Origin of the sequence: Allomuricauda ruestringensis DSM 13258, from assembly GCF_000224085.1 — a bacterium.
Taxonomy (GTDB): Bacteria; Bacteroidota; Bacteroidia; order Flavobacteriales; family Flavobacteriaceae; genus Flagellimonas; species Flagellimonas ruestringensis.
Map to the genome: position 1 here is coordinate 1,416,931 of NC_015945.1, position 17,060 is coordinate 1,433,990.

At 38.9% G+C, this 17,060-nt stretch carries 18 protein-coding genes and 1 tRNA gene; 12 read left to right on the top strand and 7 right to left on the bottom strand.

From position 1 onward, the window contains the following. Positions 1-160: 160 nt before the first annotated feature. Positions 161-487: a DUF559 domain-containing protein gene (locus MURRU_RS17605; RefSeq protein ID WP_041801368.1), complete on the top strand. Its 327-nt coding sequence runs from the start codon at positions 161-163 to the stop codon at positions 485-487. On the opposite strand, the gene MURRU_RS06410 is transcribed toward MURRU_RS17605, so the two are convergent. Next, positions 429-1,415, bottom strand: a complete 987-nt coding sequence (locus tag MURRU_RS06410) for an IS110 family RNA-guided transposase (RefSeq protein ID WP_014032626.1) — start codon at positions 1,413-1,415, stop codon at positions 429-431. The genes MURRU_RS17605 and MURRU_RS06410 overlap by 59 nt on opposite strands. 335 nt (positions 1,416-1,750) lie before the next feature. Between MURRU_RS06410 and rnpA the strand changes: the two genes are divergently transcribed. The 8 genes from rnpA (at position 1,751) to MURRU_RS06450 (ending at position 9,255) form a co-directional block, all read left to right on the top strand. Continuing rightward, positions 1,751-2,251 carry a ribonuclease P protein component gene (rnpA, locus tag MURRU_RS06415; RefSeq protein ID WP_281023868.1) on the top strand — a complete coding sequence of 167 codons (501 nt, stop codon included), beginning with the start codon at positions 1,751-1,753 and terminating at the stop codon, positions 2,249-2,251. After that, complete coding sequence (locus MURRU_RS06420) at positions 2,235-3,860, top strand: S41 family peptidase (protein WP_014032628.1); 1,626 nt, start codon at positions 2,235-2,237, stop codon at positions 3,858-3,860. The genes rnpA and MURRU_RS06420 overlap by 17 nt, the downstream gene beginning before the upstream one ends. A gap of 150 nt (positions 3,861-4,010) precedes the next feature. Continuing rightward, positions 4,011-4,961, top strand: coding sequence for a DUF2157 domain-containing protein (locus MURRU_RS06425; RefSeq protein WP_014032629.1), 951 nt, complete (start codon positions 4,011-4,013; stop codon positions 4,959-4,961). Continuing rightward, entirely contained in the window at positions 4,949-6,028 is a 1,080-nt protein-coding gene (locus MURRU_RS06430; RefSeq protein WP_014032630.1) for a DUF4401 domain-containing protein, read from the top strand. Before MURRU_RS06425 ends, MURRU_RS06430 begins: the two co-directional genes overlap by 13 nt. Further along, positions 6,015-6,503, top strand: a complete 489-nt coding sequence (locus MURRU_RS06435; RefSeq protein ID WP_014032631.1) for a GDYXXLXY domain-containing protein — start codon at positions 6,015-6,017, stop codon at positions 6,501-6,503. The genes MURRU_RS06430 and MURRU_RS06435 overlap by 14 nt, the downstream gene beginning before the upstream one ends. Positions 6,504-6,518: 15 nt before the next feature. After that, the gene (dcm, locus tag MURRU_RS06440) at positions 6,519-7,766 is read left to right on the top strand and encodes a DNA (cytosine-5-)-methyltransferase (protein ID WP_014032632.1); all 1,248 of its coding nucleotides are present in this window, start codon (positions 6,519-6,521) and stop codon (positions 7,764-7,766) included. Between the two features lie 58 nt (positions 7,767-7,824). After that, positions 7,825-8,352 carry a hypothetical protein gene (locus MURRU_RS06445; RefSeq protein ID WP_245545069.1) on the top strand — a complete coding sequence of 176 codons (528 nt, stop codon included), beginning with the start codon at positions 7,825-7,827 and terminating at the stop codon, positions 8,350-8,352. A gap of 42 nt (positions 8,353-8,394) precedes the next feature. Further along, positions 8,395-9,255 (top strand): hypothetical protein, encoded by an 861-nt coding sequence (locus MURRU_RS06450; protein ID WP_041801370.1) that lies wholly within the window; start codon positions 8,395-8,397, stop codon positions 9,253-9,255. 199 nt (positions 9,256-9,454) lie between these two features. Here MURRU_RS06450 and MURRU_RS06455 read toward each other — a convergent pair whose 3' ends face one another. From MURRU_RS06455 to rpiB, 3 genes are read right to left on the bottom strand one after another with little or no spacing between them, the layout of a single operon-like run. Beyond that, on the bottom strand, positions 9,455-9,895 hold the full coding sequence (locus MURRU_RS06455; RefSeq protein ID WP_014032635.1) for a GNAT family N-acetyltransferase: 441 nt from the start codon (positions 9,893-9,895) through the stop codon (positions 9,455-9,457). Next, entirely contained in the window at positions 9,895-10,818 is a 924-nt protein-coding gene (locus MURRU_RS06460; RefSeq protein WP_014032636.1) for a cation diffusion facilitator family transporter, read from the bottom strand. Before MURRU_RS06460 ends, MURRU_RS06455 begins: the two co-directional genes overlap by 1 nt. Before the next feature lie 5 nt (positions 10,819-10,823). Continuing rightward, a complete protein-coding gene (gene rpiB / locus MURRU_RS06465) occupies positions 10,824-11,255 on the bottom strand; it encodes a ribose 5-phosphate isomerase B (protein ID WP_014032637.1) in 432 nt (143 codons plus the stop codon). 593 nt (positions 11,256-11,848) lie between these two features. On the opposite strand from rpiB, the gene rnr reads away from it, so the two are divergent. Genes rnr through MURRU_RS06480 form a run of 3 tightly spaced genes read left to right on the top strand, consistent with a single transcriptional unit; the run spans position 11,849 to position 15,431 of the window. Beyond that, positions 11,849-14,032: a ribonuclease R gene (gene rnr / locus MURRU_RS06470; protein WP_014032638.1), complete on the top strand. Its 2,184-nt coding sequence runs from the start codon at positions 11,849-11,851 to the stop codon at positions 14,030-14,032. Between the two features lie 52 nt (positions 14,033-14,084). Beyond that, entirely contained in the window at positions 14,085-14,765 is a 681-nt protein-coding gene (locus MURRU_RS06475; RefSeq protein WP_014032639.1) for a head GIN domain-containing protein, read from the top strand. A 3-nt stretch (positions 14,766-14,768) separates the two neighbouring features. Then, the gene (locus MURRU_RS06480) at positions 14,769-15,431 is read left to right on the top strand and encodes a LysE family translocator (RefSeq protein WP_014032640.1); all 663 of its coding nucleotides are present in this window, start codon (positions 14,769-14,771) and stop codon (positions 15,429-15,431) included. A gap of 126 nt (positions 15,432-15,557) precedes the next feature. Here the strand turns inward: MURRU_RS06480 and MURRU_RS06485 are convergent. The 3 genes from MURRU_RS06485 to MURRU_RS06495 form a co-directional block, all read right to left on the bottom strand. Continuing rightward, positions 15,558-15,628 (bottom strand) — tRNA-Cys (locus MURRU_RS06485). A 60-nt stretch (positions 15,629-15,688) separates the two neighbouring features. Continuing rightward, positions 15,689-16,045 carry a dihydroneopterin aldolase gene (gene folB, locus MURRU_RS06490; RefSeq protein WP_014032641.1) on the bottom strand — a complete coding sequence of 119 codons (357 nt, stop codon included), beginning with the start codon at positions 16,043-16,045 and terminating at the stop codon, positions 15,689-15,691. A 45-nt stretch (positions 16,046-16,090) separates the two neighbouring features. After that, complete coding sequence (locus tag MURRU_RS06495; protein ID WP_014032642.1) at positions 16,091-17,050, bottom strand: PorP/SprF family type IX secretion system membrane protein; 960 nt, start codon at positions 17,048-17,050, stop codon at positions 16,091-16,093. Between the last annotated feature and the right edge of the window lie 10 nt (positions 17,051-17,060).

Consider the following 17,060-nt stretch of genomic DNA (forward strand, 5'->3'; position numbering starts at 1 on the left):
GTCCCCTTGAGGGGACCTTAGGGGTGTCCATTGACCAATTATTCTTGATATATTTAGGTTTTTAATTGCTTTTGAAAAACAAGATTATTCCATATAACCCAAAGTTGAAAGAGTTTGCAAGGCAACTGCGTAAAAACAGTACCCTTTCTGAAGTCCTTCTGTGGGAAAAATAAAGCAGCGTGCTTTGGGAGTACAATTTCATCGGCAGGTTCCACTGCTTGAGTACATTGTTGATTTTTATTGTCATGAATTGCGGCTTGCCATTGAAATTGATGGAGTATCCCATGAGTTTAAATATGACAAGGATGCCCAAAGAGAACATCAACTAGAAAAAGTAGGTGTACATTTGATTCGGTTACAGGATAGTGAGGTTAAAAACAATATGTTTAACCTGTTATATATTTTGATAAAATTCGTCATTTCGATTTCTATGACGCAACCAAACGATTTTGATAAAAAGCTTGGTTTTTTATTAGTGCAAAAATAAGGTGGATGATTTTGTTCCTTACGGCGTTTAAGACACTCATTTTGTTTTTGCCCTCATTTACCTTTCTCTTGTAATAAAGGGCCAGGTCATTTTCTAACCTGATAGCGCTCATTGCACCAAGGTGCAATAATTTTTTCAACGATTTATCAGCTAAGTTCGACACCCTGTTCCGCCCAAATATAGATGTTCCGGAGGTGTTTTGAAAAGGTGCCACACCACAGTAACAAGCTAATTTCCTTGGTTGGGTTATGCTCTTAAATTCATTTGTCTTCACAAGAATGTTCCAGCACAGGACATCGCCAACACCGGGAATGGATTTTAATTGCCTGCTCAATGTATTTAGCTTGGTGTCCGATTTCAGAAGGGCCCTGACCTGCTGTTCAATGGCCTTTACTTGAACAGTCAATTCTTTGATCAATCTGTTGTTCTGTTCAATTATGTGCTTGGCCAATTTTTGATTCCCAAGAACCATTAATTCTTTGTTCTTGGTCTTTAGTTGTTTTCTTTGGTTGATTCTAAAACCTCTCTCGGACAAAAGGATCTGAAGGTCTTCGATAACGTTTCTCTTTTGGACATAGGTTTTGGTCTCAGTGTAGTTCTTCTTTATAAAATGTGCAATTCTAACAGCATCTACTTTATCGTTTTTGCCCCTGACAAGTCCAAGGCTCCGCTTTAAGTGCAACGGATTTACCACATAAAAATCACAATCCATATCAGCAAGGACACTCATTAACGACCAAGTATATTTCCCTGTGTTCTCAGCACAGATATGATAGCTTATGTTCTCTTCCAACAGGGCATTAAAGAACCGGGCTATATCCTTTTCCCTGTTTTTGACAATAAAAGATCTTGACCGCTCACTGAGCAGGCAAATGTCCAAAGTATCTTTACTCACATCGATACCTATAAAATTCAGTTCTGTTTCCATATCTTTGGTTTAAGTGAAAAAATGATAAGCTCAACTCCTTAATAATGGGATCTGGGTCCCGAATTTCTAATTTGAGTTTATTATCAAAGCGGAAGAAATCTAAATCGAATTATAAGCTCTAAAACTTGGAGTGAATTGATAGTGTATTTCTTCCGTTTTTAAATATAATATTTCAAAGCACCAATCTAAAGGAGTGGATTTCACGACAGCATGAGTGAAATTTGTATCGAGAAAAAGAATTTTTATCCAAAAAAGGTTCTCGATACGATTTTTCGTTTCTCAAAATCACTCGAACTGACGTCTAGAACTAAATTTTATGTTCAAAATGCATAATAATGGGTATGTTTAGTGTTTTGATGACCTTACAAGAAGTCGTATCTAATATGCAAAGTGAAAAACCTGATTCAAAAAAAGAAAAAACACCCCTAAGGTCCCCTCAAGGGGACAATTTTGATTTTTCCTTTCCCAAAAAAGAAAAGCTCACCAACAAAAAAATGTTCGAAGCACTTTTTACGGAAGGTAAAAATCTGCGTGAATTCCCTTTAAAGTTGATTTACCTCAACACCAATTTTAAGGATGAGGTGCCTGTAAAAGTTGCTGTGGTCGCCCCAAAAAGACAATTCAAATCCGCAGTAGACCGTAACCGCATCAAGCGGCTTTTAAGGGAGGCTTACAGACGCAACAAACCCCTCATTTTTAACAACATTGAGGGAAATTTTGCGTTCATATTTTTATACCTTGGCAAGAAGACCCCACGTTTTAATGAAGTTGATGCGGCCATGAAAAAACTGTTAGAGGCCTTTATAAATAAAGAATTCCATGAAAAGATTGATTAAAAAGCAGGTTTTGATTCCCGTTTTGGCACTTGCAGTTTTGGTAGGTGCCAGTAGTTTTAAAAGTGACTTTTTTGAGATTGCCAAGCAAATAGAAATCTTTACTACGCTCTTTAAAGAACTCAACATGAACTATGTGGACGAGACCAATCCGGCGGAGCTGATGGATTCCGCCATAAAAAACATGTTGGGTGAACTGGATCCCTATACCCAGTTTTTGAACGAGCAGGATGTTGAATCGTACAAAATCAATAATTCGGGCGAATACTCGGGCATTGGTGCCCTTGTTCGCTCTTACGAAAACAAATTGGTGGTGGTTGAGCCCTATCAAGGGTATGCCGCCGATAAAGCTGGCGTAAAGGCCGGAGATGAAATTATTAAAATTGGGGAGACCTTGGTTGCCGATTTCGACGATAATGCCGGAGAACTCCTAAAAGGGGCCAACAACTCTTCGGTCGACGTCACCTTTTTAAGACAAGGAGAAACCAAGACTGCAACCATTACCCGCGAGGGTGTAGAGGTAGATGCCGTTCCCTTTTATGATATAATCGATGACAAAACGGGGTATATCGTATTGTCGCGCTTCAACAGAAAAGCTTCCAAACAAACCCAATCGGCCATGCAGGACCTTAAAGGCCGGGGTGCAGAAAGATTGGTCTTGGACCTTAGGGGAAACCCCGGAGGGTTGCTATCCGAAGCCATCAATGTAACCAACCTTTTTGTGCCCAAGGGAGAGTTGATCGTGACCACGAAATCCAAGGTAAAAAAGTTCAATCAGGAATACAGAACCAAAAACAAGCCAGAGGATGAAGAGATTCCCCTTGTTGTTCTGATAGATGGAAAAAGTGCTTCGGCCAGTGAAATTGTTTCGGGCGGACTTCAGGATTTGGACCGTGCCGTAATTGTTGGGGCCCGAAGCTTTGGTAAAGGTTTGGTGCAACGCCCCTTAAAACTTACTTACGGAACACAGTTAAAAGTAACAATATCAAGATATTATACCCCTTCCGGTAGATGCATCCAATCTTTGGATTATTGGAACCGCGATGCACAGGGCAATGCCGTTCGAAACACTGATTTTAAAGAATTCACTACCAGAAACGGGCGAAAAGTATGGGATGGTGGAGGAGTAATGCCAGACATTACCATTGAATCTTTAAAAACCAATTCCCTTATTGATGCTCTGGAGGAAACCAATATCGTTTTTGATTTTGCCACGGATTATTTCTACGACCACAATTTTGATTCGGTGGAAAATTTTAATTTTTCCGATGGTGATTATAGCGCATTTAAAACCTATGCCCAAGAACAGAACTTCTCCTATCAGACCAAAACAGAAAAACTTTTGGAAGAATCCATTAATGGTGATGACACCTTATTGGGGGGCAATGTCCAAGAAAAGTACAAAGACCTTCTTTTGGCCGTAAATAAAGGTAAAATAACCGCTTTGGACACCTTTAAAAAGGAAATCCAAAAGAAGTTGGAAGATGAGATCATAACCCGATACTTTTACCGGGATGGGCTTTACAAATACTATTTGGACCATGACGATGCCATATTGACCGCAAAAGAATTGTTGGACGATACTTCCAAATACGCTGCAATTTTAAAGTAGGGTGTTGTTTCTTCGGTTCGTTTTTCAATCCATATACCGCTTTCATCAAACCAAATACGGCAATTATCAAATGTCCTCACATTAATCGTCCGATATTTACTAATTTTCCTTTGGATAGCCGTTACAGCTCTTTTTTAACAAATAATGCCTATGGCAAAAATTGAACGGGAAGATATACAGACCATAAGCCAGCACAGTAATTGGTCAAAAAGTGGGGTCTCTAAGACCTTGCTCCGCCATATTTATCCCGATAAGACCGCTTGGCAGCGTTTTTTAGCGCTGCTGTTCCTGGGCCTGGGCCTTTCCTTTTGTATTGCCGGTATTATTTTCTTCTTCGCCTTTAACTGGTCGCAGATGCACAAGTTCTTTAAACTTGGCCTCGTTGAGGCGCTTATTGTTTTGGTTTTTTTGTCCATCTATTTTTTTAGGGCAAAGCCTTTTGTCAAAAAAGCATTGCTTACCGTGGCCTCTGTTCTTGTTGGTGTTCTTTACGCTGTTTTTGGGCAAGTATACCAAACCGGGGCCAACGCATACGATCTTTTTCTTGTTTGGACCTTGTTCATTACTGTTTGGGCAGTTATTTCCAATTTTTCCCTGTTGTGGTTGGTTTATATTGCGCTCATCAACATAACCCTTGTGCTTTATGCCGCACAGGTGTCCCTTACTTGGGATGCCATGTTTCTCTCCATCTTGCTTTTTGGCGTGAACACCCTATTTTCTGTACTTTTTATTGCACTGCCCAAACTAACAAGGCTAAAGGCATATCCAACCTGGTTTACCAATGTTTTGATTTTGGCGGCAACAACCATTGGCACAATAGGAGTGTCCGGCGGTATCATGGAAAAGAAAGACATTTCCTTTTATGTGCTGTTGGTCTTTGTTTTTTTATTTTTTTGCTCAGGCCTATGGTATGGGAAAATAACGCGAAACCTATTCTATCTGTCCGTCATTCCCTTTGGCGTCATCATCGTTTTTTGTGCTTTTCTCCTCAATATTTCTGAAGATGCGGGCATGCTATTTGTCATTGGCCTATTCATTATCGCCAGCATATCCTTATTGATAAAAACCTTATTGAACCTTCAAAAAAAATGGACAGGATAGAAAATATAAAAAAACTGTTGAATACCGTACGCTCCTCGGAAGGAAGCGGATTTACTTACGATGAAGGTAAAATCCTTGCCAATTATCACAATAAAAAAGGGGAGAAATCCAGTTTGGCCATAAAAATCCTTTCGGCTCTTGGAGGTATTTTGGCCTCCTCTGCTTTTATCGTGGTTTTGTTCCTTCTCGATGTTTTAGATTCTGAATGGAGCTCCATAATCTTGGGTATCGTGCTTATTGGAACAGCCATTGGCATCAACAAAAAATATGAAACATTGATTATTGATACGTTTAGTGTGTCCATTTATGTGCTCGGGCTTATTCTTTTTATTTTGGGCATGGCAATGCATCATAACGTGCAGGAAGGACATATTGCGTTTTTAATCGTTCTAATTGCCCTGAGCAGCCTGTTCTTTACCCAAAACTATGTTATCTCTTTTATTTCCGTCCTCGCCATTGGTGCTTCTTTTTTGTTCTTGATCATTTCATACCACATCCCCGATGCCATACACGGCTATGTACTGTTTTACGCGACTGCCCTTTCGTATTGTTTTTTAAACGAGGCTTCCTTTTTGACCGCTCATCCCAAATTGGCAAAATTATATGGCCCCTTACGCATTGGGCTTATTTTTTCCTTGCTTTTTGGACTCGTTGTCATTGGCAAGAACGGGCTTGTTCCCATATCCAAAAATTTGATTTGGATGTCTTCCGTTGCTTCCTTTTTCTTTATCTTATACTTGGCCTCCCACGTTTTAAGAACACTACAGGTACGGTCAACAAAGAACAAATGGGCTGCCTATGTGCTGTGCTTTCTTACACTTTTGCCCACACTTTTTGCTCCCGCTATTTCCGGAGCCCTGCTTATAGTTCTTTTAAGCTTTTTGGTAAACCATAAAACTGGTTTGGGGGTGGGAATCGTAGCCTTGGTTTACTTTGTGTCGCAGTATTATTATGACCTTAACCTAAGTTTATTGACAAAATCCATTGTTCTGTTTTCATCAGGAGTGGTGTTCCTTGTTTTTTATCTGTTCTTCACTAAAAAAACCAAAACCCATGAAAAAGTATAGCTGGATCATCATACTCCTAAACCTTTTTCTTTTTTTGGGGTTTTTTAATTATTCCGTCTTCCAAAAGGAAAAACTATTAGATCATGGAAATTTGGTGTTCATGGAACTGGCCCCGGTCGACCCCAGGTCTTTGATTCAAGGTGATTACATGCACCTGCAATATAAATTGGCAAGCGAAATGGTCCTCGACAGTATTCCACCACGCGGTTTATGTGCCATTGAGCCAAATGCTGATGGGGTAGCACAAAAAATCAGGGTTTTACGTGATAACAATGCTATTGGCAAAAATGAACGTATCATTAAATATTCCGCAAAAAAATGGTGGGGCATACGCATTGGTGCAGAATCTTATTTTTTTCAAGAAGGGGAAGCGGAAAAGTATGAAAACGCCAAATACGGCGGCCTGAAGGTAGATGCTCAAGGAAACAGCATCTTGATAGGTTTATATGATGATACACTAAAAAAAATAGAATAAACCCTATTTTTGGGCATGCAAAAACTCAAAGTGTGTGAACTTTTTGCCGGAGTTGGCGGTTTTCGGTTGGGGTTGGAAAATACAGGGCACTACAAAGTAGTGTGGAGCAACCAATGGGAGCCCGCTACCAAAATGCAGCATGCTTCTTTGGTTTATGAAGCGCGGTTTGGAACAGGGAATCACTCCAACACCAATATTGAAAATGTAGAAACTTCCGAAATTCCCGACCACGATATGCTCGTTGGTGGGTTTCCCTGTCAAGATTATTCTGTGGCCACATCTTTGAAAAACTCAAAGGGGCTTATTGGTAAAAAGGGCGTGCTGTGGTGGTCCATCCATCGAATTCTTTCCGAGAAAACGAACAAACCAAAATATCTTTTTTTGGAAAATGTGGATCGCCTGTTAAAATCCCCTTCTTCCCAAAGGGGTCGCGATTTTGCCGTGATGCTCCGTAGTTTATCGAATTTGGGTTATGCTGTGGAATGGCACGTAATAAATGCGGCGGAATATGGAATGCCACAGCGCCGAAGGCGCGTTTTTTTTATGGCGTATTTAAAGGGTACTCCTTTTTTTAAAAAGCTCCTAAAATCCCACCCAAAAGATTGGATTTTGAAAGAAGGAACTATTTCTGCTGCCTTTCCGGTCGACCAAACAGCTCAAAATTTGGTTTCTTTTGATTTGGAAGAAGATTTAGTGGCCTTGTCCCATAATTTCAATACAGAAAAAGGCCTTTCCCCATTTTTAAACTCCGGTGTTTGTGTTAATGGTAAAGTATCTACCCTAAAAACAGTTCCTTCTTACGATGGAAAAAGAACGATACTCTCCGATATTTTGGAAAATGGTTCCATTCCTTCGGAATATTATATTGATGATGCCGATTTGCCCAAATGGGAATATTTAAAGGGCGGCAAAAAAGAAATACGAAAGACCAAAGCTGGTTTTGAATACAATTACAGCGAGGGAAGCATGGTTTTTCCCGATGCACTTGATCAACCTTCCAGAACCATAATAACCGGCGAGGGCGGTAAATCCCCTTCCCGGTTTAAGCACGTGGTCCAAACCTCCAAGGGACTGCGAAGACTTTTACCTGTTGAATTGGAACGGTTGAACATGTTTCCGGATAATCACACTCAGTTAAATGGCATTTCGGATGCCAAACGTGCCTTTTTTATGGGCAACGCTCTTGTGGTGGGAATTGTGGAACAAGTAGGTGCTTCCCTGTTCCGAAAAATATCCGAATTTGAAAAGCAAGTTCAAAGCTGATCTATCCAAAGAAAAACAATTAATCCCTTTACTGGATTCTTATTACCAAAAACACTTGATGCATTACTGTTTTGAGCGGGTTTTCCATCTTAAAAAACAAATGCAGGGCATAGACCTTATCCTAAAGGATAAACATTTAGAAAAGCAATTTTTAGTGGATGAAAAAGCGCAACTGGATTATGTAAATGAAAGCTTGCCCACATTTGCCTTTGAGCTGTTTTACCAAAAGAATGGCATTCAAAAACAGGGATGGTTGTTCGATGCTTCCAAAAAAACAGAGTTTTATGCTTTGGTCACCGGTATTTACTCGGATGAAGATGGTGTTTTTACCTCTTGCAACATCACTTTTGTGAATCGGGAGAAATTGATTCAACACATAGAGGAAGTAGGATTATCGCAAAAGCACCTGGAGGGAATCATTTCTAAAAACCAGAACATACACGGTAAACTGAATTTAGAACAACTAAACCCGAAAAGCGAAGGATATCTCTTCTTTTCCACAAAAAACAAGGCGGAAAAGCCTGTAAACCTCATCTTAAAACTAGACTATTTAATAATGATTGGTGTAGCGAAAAGGTTGGTTTGATATTTTAAATAAGAATCATCTTTTATTATTATCTTTCAAAATATGAGAGGTTTACATTCATTCATCATTTGTACGCTATTTATTGTCCTTGTTTTATTCTCTTGTAAATCTATGATTCAAAATGATTATTCTTTGGTACTCGATGATGATGAAATATGGGTTGAGCAATTTGATAGTACTAATTTAGATACTAGTAGATATAACCATAACAACATTGTTTTTAAGGAGAACATATCATTTATCTATTCCTTTAAACACTTCACTAAAGACAATCAAAGACTTTCTTTTAAATATATTGATAGTATTTCTGATTGGAAATTTGTCCCTTATTCCAATAAAAAAGATGGTCTCTTTGAAAAAGTAAGCATTACGGTGATGAAAGGTTTGGAACCCATGTTAAGAGGTCTACCAGATTATAACCAGACAGTTTTATCTTATTCATATCTAACCCATAATGATTTTGCTCCCTACGGCAGCACATCTGGTGTAATTGAAAATGAAAAAAATATTTGGATGCACCCACCCCGGGACAAATACTTTAAAATATTGGAGTTAAATCCTTTTCCATACATAAAAGCACCGTACAAGGTCGGAAACACATGGGCCTGGTCATTATCAATAGGTGATATTTGGTCCGATTCAAGATGGTTGGCTTGGAATGGCATAGTTGAAAACAGCTATGAATATGAAATCATTAAAAAGTCTAGATTAGACACTTTTTTTGGTAATTTGAAGTGTTTTGTAATACGATCAAAGGCAACCAGTAGATTGGGCGAAACAAAATTGACGTCTTACTTTCATAAAAAATATGGTTTTGTTCGTTTGGATTATCAGAATATCGATGGCAGTAGAACAGTTTTGGAATTAATAGATATTGTTAATCTTAACAAAAGTTTGAATTAACTATTAATATTGTCATTCCTGTAGGCAGAAATCCATTACTAAGAATATAGAGGAAGGTTTATAAAAAGCAACAAAAAGTTTGAATTTGTCAGTTCGAGCGCAGTCGAGAACCTGAATTTATGTTGATAATCAATGGGTTTCGACTGCGCTCAACCTGACAGATAACGAGCTTTTTATAAACCCTCCACATAAATGTTTTTCATTCTTTCAACATTCTTCTATGCGGAATACCATCTTCCAAATATTCTTCGCCAAAGGCATTAAAACCTAGTTCTGTATAAAACTTTAATAGATAGGATTGCGCGGAAATTTCTATCGCTTTGTGCGGAAATCTTTGATAAATAGCAGCTAACGAAGCCTGCATAATCTGTTTGCCCAGTCCATATTTGCGTTGATTTTTGCTCACAACTACCCGGCCTATACTTACATTATCAAAATAATCCCCAGGTTTAAAAATTCGTGTGTAAGCTACTACTTCATCATTTTTAATACCGATAACATGTAGTGCTTTTTGATCTTTGTTGTCCACATCTTGATACACACAGTCCTGTTCCACCACAAAAACCTCGCTGCGAAGACGTAAAATTTGGTAGAGTTCTTTGGTGGAGAGCTCTTCAAAGGTTTTTACCAATACTTCCATTAATCCTGAACTATTACATTTTTGGAATCGCACTTATCAAATTCCGGTTGAATATTTACATGGTTGATACCGTGTTTGTGATAGACGTGTTCTTCTATTTTTTCTAAAATTGCATCGAATTCAGAAAGTCGAATATCGTTCTTAAAGTCGATGTGGGCCTCCATGTGGACTTCGTCTTCATTGAGTTGCCAAATGTGCACATGGTGTACATTTTTTACCGGCTCTATGGTACATATAGATTCCACAATATCCTGTATGACCACAGACTTTGGGGTAAAAAGCATCAATACTTTGGTCGATTCCTTCAAAAGGTCATACCCCATATAGATCAAATAAATACCAATGATCATGGTCAATATGGCATCTACCCAATAAATCTGAAAATATTTCATCAAAATACCACCAATCAAAACGGCTACGGAGGCCATCATATCCGTAAGTAAGTGCAGGTAGGCGGATTTCATATTCATGTTGTGTTCGGAATCCTTTTTCAATAACAACACGCTAAAGCCGTTGCCTAAAATGGCAATCAACGCAAGCCAAATTACGAGATTTGATTCGATTACTTGGGGATCAAGCAACCTTTCAACAGCTTCTTTCATTAAAATTATGGCCACAACCACAAGGGTTGCTGCATTTATAAATGCGGCCAATATCTCTGCTCGTTTATACCCAAATGTTTTGTGGCTGGATGCTTTCCTTTGACCCAATCTCCTGGCACCATAACTGATCATTAAAGAGAGTACATCGCTAAAATTGTGAAGTGCATCGGACAAGAGTGCCAAACTACCCGAGAGCAATCCCCCAATAATTTGGGCCAATGTAATACCTATGTTAAGAACAATGGATATGAGCAAGTTTCTCCCTTTTAGGTCGGGATGTGCATGCGAATGTCCATGATGGTGGTGATGGTTGTGACCCATAGGGTTTATCTACAAGGAATTTTTTCGATTCTACGTTCGTGCCTTCCGCCCTGAAACTCGGTATTTAAAAAAGTTTCCACCATATCCAAAGCTTGGGGGAGTGATATAAATCGCGCTGGCAAGCTCAAAATATTGGCATCGTTGTGTTCCCTGGCCAATTGTGTTATTTCTTTGTTCCAGCAAAGTGCGCCACGAATATTTTTGTGTTTGTTAATGGTCATGGTGGCACCATTACCACTACCGCAAAGCACTATACCAAAATCTACTTTCCCTTCGGCCACGTCGGTGGCTACGGGATGTGTAAAATCTGGATAATCTACACTATCCGTGCCGTCGGTGCCGTAATTTATAATTTCAATTCCTTTGGATTTTAAAAGACCAATGATAGCTAATTTATAATCGGTTCCTGCGTGATCGTTTCCTATGGCAATTTTCATGGTTTTGTATTAAAATGGGTACGTAACAAAGGTACAATATCTTTTAATGTTGTGCTGTTCATAAAAATGAGGAGATATTTTTATTGGGTTCAAATACAATCAATTAACAATATGCCCGTTTTGTTAACTATTTGCATAAAACTATTGGTAACGAAATTTTGTTTTTCAATAAAATCGATCAGTAGAAATAATTATTTAATGTTGAGGAAATATTCCATTAAAAATTAATCAACTGATATAAACCTTTTTTTGTGGGTAATTAACATTAAAAACACATTAACTTTTCAATAAATTGATGTTGATAAGGGTTATTAAAAACCGTGGATAAAAAATATAAATGGTTGATTCTTAATTTTATTGTTGTCTGACAAATTGTGAACAACATATTTTGATCGTTCAAAGCAACTTTTTCCCTAAAATTTTATTCCACATTTCAACGATCAATCATAATCATCATTTTAATTAAATTTTAAAAAGAAGAAAAAATATAATATTGATAATTGTTGATAAAGTTGACTTTGTTTTGGATTACTCTTCCTTTCCTTGTTGGTCAAGGATTATAATTCGTATTTTTCAAAAAAATAAGGACGTTAATGTCAAAGAAAAAGAAGAGAGCTGGGAGTCAGCGAAAGAATGAAATTACGAAGGGCATTTTTACAGTACTTGAAAAAGAGCCGTCCAAAACCTTCAATTACAAGCAAATAGCTTCAAAGTTAGGTATTACCGATACTCAAGATAGAAACCTTTTAATCAAACGTTTGGGGCAGCTAAAGGCCAGCGGACGAATTGTTGAGCCCGAAAAGGGCAAGTATCAAAAGAAACCATCACTCCATACGTATTTTACAGGTAGAGTAGATCTTACTACAAGTGGCAACGCCTATATTGTGGTGGATGAGTTGGAGGATGACATCTTTGTTCAGAACAATAATTTGAACAGGGCTTTCCATGGTGATACGGTCGAAGTATTTATCAAACCAAAGCGTAAGAGCAAGAAAATGGAGGGCGAGGTTTCCAAAGTACTTGAACGAAAAAAAACATCTTATGTGGGCATTGTGGACAAGCAAGCACGGTTTGCATTTGTTCGGCCTACGGATTCCAGAATGTACACCGATATTTTTGTGCCCTTGGAAAAGCTTAAAAAAGCGAATGATGGGGATAAAGTATTGGTAAGCCTTGGAGATTGGCCAGACGATGCCGACTCCCCGTATGGTGAAGTGATTGAGGTACTGGGAAAACCAGGCGAACACAATACCGAAATCCATGCCATTTTAGCGGAATATGGTCTTCCCAATGAGTTTCCGTATGAGGTTGAAGAGTTCGCCAAAACCTTGGATACATCTATCAAAGAGTCAGAAATTGCGAAGCGCAGGGATATGCGCGATGTACTTACCTTTACCATAGATCCCAAGGATGCCAAGGATTTTGATGATGCACTTTCCTTTCAAAAATTGGAGAATGGCAACTACGAAATAGGTATTCATATAGCGGATGTTTCGCATTATGTACAACCCGATAGCATTCTGGAAGAAGAAGCTTATGATCGGGCCACATCGGTATATTTGGTGGACCGTGTGGTTCCCATGTTGCCCGAAGTACTTTCCAATAAAGCGTGTTCCCTGCGCCCAAATGAAGAAAAATATACATTTTCTGCCGTTTTTGAAATGGATGACAACGCCAAGTTGGTAAAACAGTGGTTCGGCAGAACTGCCATTAATTCCAACGAGCGATTTGCCTACGAAGAGGCACAGCATATTATTGAGACCGAACAAAACAAAATTCCGAAGGAAATATCCATCCGGGAGAAAGCGTATTCCGTTTCGGATGATGTGGTCGAAGCCGTACTCACTTTTGATAGATTGGCCAAAATTATGCGACAGGCCCGTATGGATGCCGGGGCGATCTCTTTTGACAAAATTGAGGTGAAGTTCCACCTGTCCGAAAACAACGAACCTGTTGGCGTTTATTTTAAAGAAGCCAAGGACGCCAATAAGTTGATTGAGGAGTTTATGCTCTTGGCCAACAGAAAAGTGGCAGAGTTTATAGGCAAACAAAAGAAAACGTTTGTGTACCGTGTGCACGATAAGCCCGATGAGGATAAATTAATGGCCTTGAACGGCGTTATTTCCAGATTTGGACATAGTATTAATCTTAAGGACCCAAAGTCCATCAATCAGTCCCTAAACAAGTTGTTGGAAGATGTAAAGGGCAAGAAAGAACAGAACCTGGTAGATACTTTGGCTATCCGAAGTATGAGCAAAGCAATTTATACCACGGAGAATATTGGCCACTACGGTCTTGGATTTGAATATTACACGCATTTTACCTCACCGATCAGGAGATATCCCGATGTAATGGTGCACCGTTTGCTGCAGCATTATCTGGATAAGGAAAAAATACCGAAAGCCGTTTCTTTCGAGGAAAAGTGCAAACATTCATCGGATATGGAGTTGTTGGCAGCCAATGCAGAACGGGATTCCATTAAGTACATGCAAATCAAGTTTATGGAAGACCACAAGGACCAAGAGTTCTTGGGCGTGATATCTGGAGTTACCGAATGGGGCATTTATGTAGAGATTATTGAGAATAAATGCGAGGGAATGATCCGAATTCGCGATATTAAAGATGATTACTATGTGTTTGATGAACGGCAATATGCCATAATAGGAGAACGAACCAAACGAATGTATCAGTTGGGGGATGAGGTTTATGTGATGGTAAAGAGCACCGATTTGATCAAACGCCATTTGGACTTTTCGTTGATCGGTAAAAAGAAATAATACTATTTTGGAATAAAATTTGTTATCCTATTGAGAACCAAATTTTTATAACATGAAAGTAATTACGATTGTTCTTATGTTCCTATCGCTTCAATTACTTGAGGCCCAGAATGCAACCGTAACCCAAAGCCTACAAAAATTCACCGAAGTAAAGGGATTTGATGGTATCGCTATCAATCTTATCAGATCCAACGAAAACAAAGCAGTGATTACCGGGGCAAATACTACTAATGTTGCCATTGTTAATAATGATGGGGTATTGAAAATCCGGATGGAAATCGTTAAAATATTCAGTGGCTACAGAACGTATGTAGATTTATATCACTCTGAAAAATTAGTGGTTATAGATGTTAATGAGGATGCCAGAATATCATCCGATGATACCTATGTACAAGATGTTTTGGAACTTAAGGCACAAGAAGGTGGCGAACTGGAGATAAATTGCGAAGTAGGGCAGCTGTTGATAAAGGCGGTTTCCGGAGGAAAAATCTTTGCAGGCGGATTTTCCAATACCCAAGATGTAATTATCAACACGGGAGGGGCATATAACGGAAGAACATTTAAAACAAAATTTACGACCATAAGTGTAAACGCAGGGGGAAATGCCGAAATCCATGCAACAGACTACGTTAAGGCCAATGTAAAAGCCGGTGGTGAGGTTCTGGTATATGGAGACCCAAAAAAAATGGACGAACACACCCTTTTCGGTGGAAAAATAAAAAGAGTAAACTAAAAAATGATCGACGATATCCAAGCTGCGATCCCTTTGGGATTTTTATTGAGCTTTATGATTGGTCCTGTTTTCTTTGTTTTGTTGGAAACAAGTGCCACCAAAGGCTTTAGGGCTGGAGTAAGTTTGGATATTGGAGTAATTTTAGCCGACATAGTTTTTTTGTTGATTGCCTATTTCAGTAGTTTTCAGTTGTTGGAGAACTTGAGCAACGAACCAGGTCTTTTTGTATTTGGGGGAATGATTTTGTTGGTTTACGGGATATTTCTATTTGTGAAGAAGGCAAAGAAAAAATCCAATGTAAAGGCATCAAAAGGAACATATCTGGGATTATTGGTAAAAGGTTTTCTTTTAAACTTCATCAACATAGGCGTACTCGCCTTTTGGTTGGGGCTGATTATTGTTGTTGGACCCAGTTTAGAAAACAATCCCAATAGGATGATGGTTTTTTTCAGTACCGTGCTGCTTGTTTACTTTGCAACGGATTTGATCAAAATACTTTTGGCCAAACAATTAAAAAGGTATTTAACCCAAGAACGTATTGTGCTCATAAAAAAAGGGTTGGGCATTGTATTGATAATCTGTGGCATTGTATTGATAATTAAAGGATTTTTACCAAAAGAGCGGTTCGATATTCAAGAGAAAATTGAAAATATAGAGTACCTGTAAACTACCACGGAGCAATAAAAAAATTTTTGAAACCGACTATCCCCAGGACAAATCCCGAGCAATTCTTTAGATTATAATCTCGATTATCGAGTAAACAAAAAACCCAGCACAAAGTACTGGGTTTTGAGGCATCGAGCGGATTCGAACCGCTGTACAAGCTTTTGCAGAGCTCTGCCTAGCCACTCGGCCACGATGCCAATTGGATCGCAAAGCTAAAAATATTTTGCGAATTTTTATGCTGTAATCTTTTAAATAACTTATCGCTTGGACGTAAGTATCACTGAAACACTCTCTACATCGCCACCAATGGGCGGGTTTATTTTGGAAACTTCCACTTCCACTTCGGTTACTTCTTTAATTTCTCCGAAAATACGATCAATAATTCTTTTGGCCACATGTTCCAATAAATTGGAACGTACCGTCATTTCTTCTTTTATGATGTTATTGAGATGGACATAGTCCACCGTTTCGTTAAGTTGATCGGAGGTGGCAGGTTGGGAAAGGTCGGCAGTGATTTCAAGGTCTACCCTATAATCGCTGCCAATGAGCATTTCTTCCTTTAAACATCCGTGATTGGAATGTATTCTAATGTTCTTTAACCTGATTTTGCCCAAAGCGTTGTATTAAGAAAGGGCAAAAATAGGGTAAAACGCATTAAATCAATACATACATCTACAATTACTTATCCCTTGGAAGAGGTCCATGCCTACAGTAATTACATGGGTTCCCGTACTATAGCCCAAAATTTCGTTGGTTATGACCTGGTAGGAATATCCAAAATAAAAGTTGCTCTTTTTAAAACCTGCAATAGGAGCTATGTATAAAGGTTCTCCCAATTGGTCGTTCAAAAAACGATAGGTAAGGCCTACGTAATAGTAGTCTTCAAAGTCGCGAAAACGGAACTTGGTGTTCAGATCGGTAACGGAACGGCCATCACTCTCGAACCATTGAAAGAAAACGGAAGGTTCTATTTCCAATTTGCTGTTTTTGCTCTTGGAAAAACTGTAGCCCGTATAAGCATAATAATTTCTTAGTTTGTTGGGTTCAATACGAATGATATCGGTATTAAAATTGGATAGATCCTTGTTAAGGACATTACCTGCATTCAAACTAAAAAAGAACTTGTCGTACCTGTAAAGTACGCCCAAATCAAAGTTATGGTTGGTGGTGGCTTTATCATCAGCTGGCAATTCATTGTTGTTTTCTTCAAACTGTTCTACATCTACCCTAAACTGGTTAAAGTTATAGGAGATACCAAAGGAAAGGAAAATATCGTCGTACCTGTCCAACGTTAAGTGGTGGGCAAAGGCTACTTTGGCACCTCTTTGTCTGGTATATCCATTACTATCGTTATAGAGCATCATTCCTATTCCAGACCTGTTCCCGATCCTGGCATCTGCTGCCAAGGTCTGGGTATCCGGGGCGTCTTCGATGCCTACCCATTGCGTTAAGCCGTTTAAACGCACTTTTATATGATCTCCTATACCTGCGTAGGTAGGGGACATTAAAAATGGATTGTCCGCAATGTATTGGGATAATTGGGGTACGGTCAACTCTTGTCCCTTGGCACAAAGTGCCAAGGAAACAAATAAAATAGTTGAATATACTTTTTTTAGCATGGGGTCTAAG